Raw genomic sequence first — 3,913 nt, 5'->3', positions numbered from 1 at the left:
TGCAAAAGGCCCGCAGTGCGGGCCTTTTGCATGGGGCCTGGCCGAAGGGGCCAGGGGGCGATCAGCCGCCCTTCTTCGAGCGCTTGCCGGGGTTCTTCTTGCTGCGCGTGGCCACGCCGCGCTCCAGGCTCACGCGCTGGCCACGGCCCGGCGTGGCCAGGCTGACGCCAGCAACGGGCTTCGGACGGGGGGTGGCTTTGCGGTCGGCTTCGGTGACGATTTTGTTGCCCATGGCTGGTTCCTGAGAGAGATTGCAAAAGCCGCTATTAAGCCATAGCCACAGGGGCCGTCCCCGGCGGCTTTCCCTGCCCCGCTCCCAGGGCCAGACGCACCCCCACCCAATACCCCGCAGGGTTACTGGGTTTTTCCAGACAAAGCGGATCAACAGGCCTAGCATTGATTCCGTAATGAATCAACGTTTCATATACAAAACACCAACCGCATTCCGCAGGCTCCCATGAACGACGCACTTCACGGCTCCCGCGCAACCGCCCCGGCACACGGCGGTCTGCATCCCGCGATCGAATTCATCGGCGTCGACAAGCGCTTTCCCGCCCGCGGCAAGAACCCTGAAGTGATCGCGGCGCGCAACGTGACGCTGTCCATCCAGCCAGGCGAAGTGGTGTCGCTCATTGGACCATCGGGCTGCGGCAAAAGCACGCTGCTCAACATGGGCTCGGGCCTGGCCAAGGCCTCGGCGGGCATCGTCAAGGTCAACGGCGAAGTGGTCACCGGGCCGAACAAGCACGTCGCCTTCATGCTGCAGAAAGACCTGCTCATGCCCTGGCGCACGATTGCGCAGAACGTCGAGTTCGGCCTGGAGCTGCGCGGCGTGAAGCCGTCCGAGCGCGCGGCCATCTCCACCCGGCTGCTGGCCCAGTGCCACCTCAAGGGCTTTGGCAACAGCTACCCGCACCAGCTCTCCGGCGGCATGCGCCAGCGCGCGGCCATGGCGCGCACGCTCGCGGTCGACCCCATCGTGCTGCTGATGGACGAGCCCTTCTCTGCCCTCGATGCACAGACCAAGATGATCCTGCAGCAGGACCTGGCGCGCACCGTGGCCGAGCACCAGAAGACCGTGCTCTTCATCACCCACGACCTGGCCGAAGCCGTGGCGCTGTCGGACCGCATCCTGGTCATGAGCGAGCGCCCCGGCACCATCGTTGAAGAAATCGTGGTCGACATCCCCGGGCGCGACAACCCGATGGCGCGCCGCAAGCACCCCGACGTGGGCGACTACGTGAGCCGCCTCATGGACCTGCTCAAGCTCGACGCACAGACCGACGTGCACTGAACCCCCTCCGTTTCCTTCCACCTGCCCACTGGAGTTGCCATGAAGATGACCCGCGCTTTCAACGGAACCCGCCGTGCCTGCCTGAGCCTGCTCGCCACCGCGGCGCTGGCCGTTCCCCTGGGCGCGCACGCGCAGGTGCAGGAAATCACCTACCTGCTGCCCGCGCCGGGCACGCTGCCGGCCTTTGGCCCCTGGATGCTGGCGCAGGCCAAGGGCTACTACGAGGCCGAAGGCCTGAAGGTGAACTTCGTGACCGCGCGCGGCGGTGTGGACGTGGCCAAGCAGATTGGTGCGGGCAACGCCGTCATTGGCGGCGCCATCGGTGACACGCCCATCATTGCGCGTGCCCAGGGCATTCCGGTGAAGGCCGTGGCGGTGCTGGGCGCCGGCTCGCTCACACAGCTGGTGAGCCACAAGGATGAAAAGATCGAGAGCCCGCGCGAGCTCAAGGGCAAGACCGTGACCGTGCTCGCCTACACCGACACCACCTACTACGCGCTGCTGGGCATGCTCAGCAAGGTGGGCCTGACCAAGAACGATGTGAACATCCAGGCCGCAGGCCCCGCGGGTGTGTGGCAGCAGTTCGCCGCCAAGAAGGCTTCTGCCATGGCCGGCGTGCCCGACTGGACCGTGAGCGCCATGGACGCGGGCGCGCAGGTCGACATCCTGCCCGCCGACATCTACTTCAAGAGCATGGCCCAGGCCATCCTCGCGTCTGACGAGACCATTGCCAAGAACCCGCAGCTCATCCAGAAGCTGGTGCGCGCCACGCTCAAGGGCATGAAAGACATCATGGCCGACCCCAAGGCCGCCACCGCCGTGTACGTGAACCACGTGCCGGTGCACAAGGGCAAGGAAGCCAGCATCCAGAAGGCCTTCGAGCTGTTCAACAAATACGTGTACGCCGCGCAGAAGGTGCCCGGCCTGATGGACGAAGCGCGCCTGGGCGAGCTGCAGAAGTTCTACGTCACTAACGGCGTGGTGCCCAAGGAGACGCCGCTCAAAGAGCTCTACACCAACCAGTTCGTGACGGCCAAGTAAGCCACGCCAGCCCCTCCCCGCCTTCGAAAGTCCCGAGATGAAAGACGTACTGCAGCGCTACAGCACGGCGCTCTGGAGCCTGCTGGTTCTGGTGGTGTTCATGGCCGCCTGGGAGTTTGGTCCCGGCGCGCTGGGCGTGCCCGAGTTTGTGCTGCCGCCGTTCTCGCGGGTGTGGGAAGAGGCCGTGCGCATCTGGGGCAGCGAGCGGCTGCTCTGGCACGCGGGCATCACGGGCGCGGAGGTGGTGATCGGCTTCATCCTGGGTTCGCTGCTGGGCGCGCTCATTGGCTACGCCCTGGGCCTGTCGCCCAAGGTGGAAGCCGTGCTCTCGCCCTACCTGCTGGCGCTGCAGATCGCACCCAAGGTCGCATTTGCGCCGCTGTTCGTCATGTGGCTGGGCTACACCATGTACCCCAAGATCCTGGTGGCGGTGCTGATCGTTTTCTTCCCCGTGCTCATCAACGTGCTCTCGGCCATGCGCACCATGGACCACGACCTCATCAACCTCGCGCGCTCGTTCTCGGCCACCCGCCTGCAGGTGTTCCGCATGGTCGAGTTCCCCACCACCCTGCCCCCGCTGTTTTCGGGCCTGCGCATCGCCAGCACGCTGGCGGTGATCGGTGTGGTGGTCGGTGAACTGGTCGGCGGCAACATGGGCCTGGGCTACCTGCTGGTCTTCTTTGAAGGCCAGGGCAACACGGCCGGCGTGTTCGTGATCATTGCGGCGCTCACCGTGATCGGCATCGTGGCCTATTACGCCGTGGTGATCGCCGAGAAGCGCGTTCTGCACTACCTGCCCAGCGCCGAGCGGCGCGTGGCCTGAAAAACGTGAACACCCCCCTGCGCCGCTGCGCGGCTTCCCCCCTCTCTGGCGCGCCTTCGGCGCTGGGAGGGAGGACGGCATCTCGGGCCGGCGTAGCCGGACCCTTGATGCCCTTGTATCAACTTCCCCTCCTGGGCAAATGACCTCCATGAGCCACAACGAAATCCACCTCGACGGCCGACGCGTGCTCGTCACCGGTGCCGCGCGCGGCCTGGGCGCGAGCTTCGCGCAGGCCCTCGTGCAAGCCGGCGCGCGCGTCGTCATCAGCGACGTGCTGCACGACGCCGGGCAACAACTCGCGCAAGACCTCGGACCCCACGCGCACTACGTGCCGCTGGACCTGCTCGACGCCGCCAGCGTGCAGGGCGGCGTGCAAGCCGCCGTGCAATGGCTCGGCGGGCTCGACGGCCTCATCAACAACGCGGCCATCACCAATTCCGGCGGCAAGGGCATGAACGAGCTCAGCGCCGACACCTGGGATCTCGTGATGGATGTCAATGTGCGCGGCACCTGGCTGGTGACCGCCGCTGCCCGCGCACACCTGGCGGCAAGCGGCAGCGGGCGCGTGGTCAACCTCGCTTCAGACACCGCGCTGTGGGGCGCGCCGCGCCTGCTGGCCTACGCCGCGAGCAAGGGCGCGGTGATCGCCATGACGCGTTCGATGGCCCGCGAAATGGGCGCCGACGGCATCACCGTCAACGCCATCGCCCCCGGCCTCACGCTGGTGGAAGCCACCGCCTACGTGCCGCAGGAGC

The 3,913-nt window shown here is 66.5% G+C and carries 5 protein-coding genes; 4 read left to right on the top strand and 1 reads right to left on the bottom strand.

All coding sequences use genetic code 11. The features are described from left to right. Positions 1-61 precede the first annotated feature (61 nt). Positions 62-232 (bottom strand): hypothetical protein, encoded by a 171-nt coding sequence (locus KXJ60_RS12345; protein ID WP_291127820.1) that lies wholly within the window; start codon positions 230-232, stop codon positions 62-64. A gap of 225 nt (positions 233-457) precedes the next feature. On the opposite strand from KXJ60_RS12345, the gene KXJ60_RS12340 reads away from it, so the two are divergent. The 4 genes from KXJ60_RS12340 to KXJ60_RS12325 all read left to right on the top strand — a co-directional run. Beyond that, positions 458-1,294 carry an ABC transporter ATP-binding protein gene (locus KXJ60_RS12340; protein ID WP_291127817.1) on the top strand — a complete coding sequence of 279 codons (837 nt, stop codon included), beginning with the start codon at positions 458-460 and terminating at the stop codon, positions 1,292-1,294. A gap of 39 nt (positions 1,295-1,333) precedes the next feature. Next, positions 1,334-2,335: an ABC transporter substrate-binding protein gene (locus KXJ60_RS12335; protein ID WP_291127815.1), complete on the top strand. Its 1,002-nt coding sequence runs from the start codon at positions 1,334-1,336 to the stop codon at positions 2,333-2,335. A gap of 37 nt (positions 2,336-2,372) precedes the next feature. After that, positions 2,373-3,158: an ABC transporter permease gene (locus KXJ60_RS12330; RefSeq protein ID WP_291127810.1), complete on the top strand. Its 786-nt coding sequence runs from the start codon at positions 2,373-2,375 to the stop codon at positions 3,156-3,158. A 148-nt stretch (positions 3,159-3,306) separates the two neighbouring features. Further along, on the top strand, positions 3,307-3,913 hold a 607-nt coding region (locus KXJ60_RS12325; protein ID WP_291127808.1), incomplete at its 3' end, for an SDR family NAD(P)-dependent oxidoreductase.

The sequence above is a fragment of the Hydrogenophaga sp. genome, assembly GCF_019264445.1.
GTDB lineage: Bacteria > Pseudomonadota > Gammaproteobacteria > Burkholderiales > Burkholderiaceae_C > Hydrogenophaga.
This window is presented reverse-complemented; position numbering and strand designations above follow the sequence as displayed.

Coding starts and splice junctions, on each gene's coding strand:
- KXJ60_RS12335 (WP_291127815.1), top strand. CDS start 1,334: ATGAAGATGACCCGCGCTTTCAACGGAACCCGCCGTGCCTGCCTGAGC.
- KXJ60_RS12345 (WP_291127820.1), bottom strand. CDS start 232: ATGGGCAACAAAATCGTCACCGAAGCCGACCGCAAAGCCACCCCCCGT.
- KXJ60_RS12330 (WP_291127810.1), top strand. CDS start 2,373: ATGAAAGACGTACTGCAGCGCTACAGCACGGCGCTCTGGAGCCTGCTG.
- KXJ60_RS12340 (WP_291127817.1), top strand. CDS start 458: ATGAACGACGCACTTCACGGCTCCCGCGCAACCGCCCCGGCACACGGC.